This is a genomic window from Bartonella sp. AA18HLJMS (genome assembly GCF_042197245.1).
GTDB lineage: Bacteria > Pseudomonadota > Alphaproteobacteria > Rhizobiales > Rhizobiaceae > Bartonella.
This window is the reverse complement of record NZ_JBHIRP010000063.1, coordinates 1-1425: the sequence shown is the minus strand read 5'-3', so window position 1 is coordinate 1425 and position 1425 is coordinate 1. Positions and strand designations below refer to the sequence as shown.

Genomic DNA, 1425 nt, shown 5'->3' with positions numbered 1-1425 from the left:
ATGCGCACGCATCCTTTTATTGAGGTGAGGGTGGGGGATAAGCTTGTTCATGAGGTTTTTTATCAGCGTCTTTTAACGGCAACCATTACGGACCATACCGGTAATGAAGCCGATATATTTGAAGCAGAGTTTGACGATAGTGGCAATGATTTAGAGGTTCCCTCAAGCAACAGTGCGCTACAGGTGATCTTTGGTTATGAGAACAGCATCAGTGCATTTATGGGGTGTTTTGTTGTCGAATCGGTTGTGAGTATTGGAGGCAGCGATGGAGAGATTTTGCGGCTTTGCGGTAAAAGCGCCTCCATGCGTAAAGAGCTCAAAGAACAGGTGAGTGAACATTTTGACCACAAAACTGTTGGTGAGATTGTTGAGACACTCGCCAAACGCCATGGCTATCAAGCAAAGGTCAGTCCTCAGTTCACTCAACAAACTTTGCCTTATGTGATTCGTACAGATCAATCGGCTGTTGATTTTTTAACCCGCCTTGCCGATCGCATGCGGGCACGTTTTTTGATCAAGGACAATAAGTTTTTATTTTTAAGCGGGGATAATTTACCAGCCCTTGAACTTCATAAGCACGACTGTTCTAACTGGGAATTCACATTAGAGCCACGCACGCAATACGGCATCATTGAAGCTTCTTATTTTGATCGCTCAAAAGGGCAGCAATGCCAAGTCAAGCATCAGACAGGGTTTAGCGGTCCCGTGCGGCGTTTACGGACTTGTTACACTTGTGAGGAGGAAGCACGAGCTGCTGCTGCTTCCGAGTCGGACAGGTTGTGTCGTGCTGTGGGCAGTGGTTCTTTGACCCTTGAGGGACGCCCTGAAATTATGGCGGATCAACCTCTCATCCTTCAAGGGTTTCGTGGGCAAATCAATGGACCATGGAAAGCTGCAACCGTCACCCACCGCTATGAAAAACAAAGCGGATACACAACAGAAATCACACTCGAGGCACCAAACAAGGGAAAAGAAAGCAATGAGAACACTGAACATGCTAAAAACAGAAAATCCAAGAGATAATTTTGCTTCTTCTTTTCGTCAACTTCCCCATAATATTGAAGCTGAACAGGCATTGCTTGGAGCAATCCTGATTAATAATAATGCACTCGATCGCGTTTCAGACTTTCTCAAAGCAGAACATTTTTTTGAAAGGCTACATCAAAAGATCTTTGAGATTGTCTTACAAATTATTCAAAAGGGTCATCTTGCAAACCCCATTACAATCAAGCCCTATATCCAAATGGAAGAAAAAGTTGGAGATATTACTGTATACCAGTATGTTGTTCGCTTAGCCACAGAGGCAGTCACTATTATTAACACTGAAGATTATGGACGCGTCATTTACGATCTGTTTATCCGACGCTCTTTGATTAATCTTGGCAATGAAGTTGCCAATACAGCCTTTGATGCTCCTGTCGAACT

The 1425-nt window shown here is 44.0% G+C and carries 2 protein-coding genes; both read left to right on the top strand.

Annotated elements, in window-relative coordinates; translation table 11 throughout:
* Positions 1–1023: phage late control D family protein (locus tag ACFINW_RS09905; protein WP_375674260.1), on the top strand; the 1023-nt coding region annotated here is incomplete at its 5' end.
* Positions 980–1425: DnaB-like helicase N-terminal domain-containing protein (locus tag ACFINW_RS09900; protein ID WP_375674259.1), on the top strand; the 446-nt coding region annotated here is incomplete at its 3' end. The genes ACFINW_RS09905 and ACFINW_RS09900, both read left to right, overlap by 44 nt.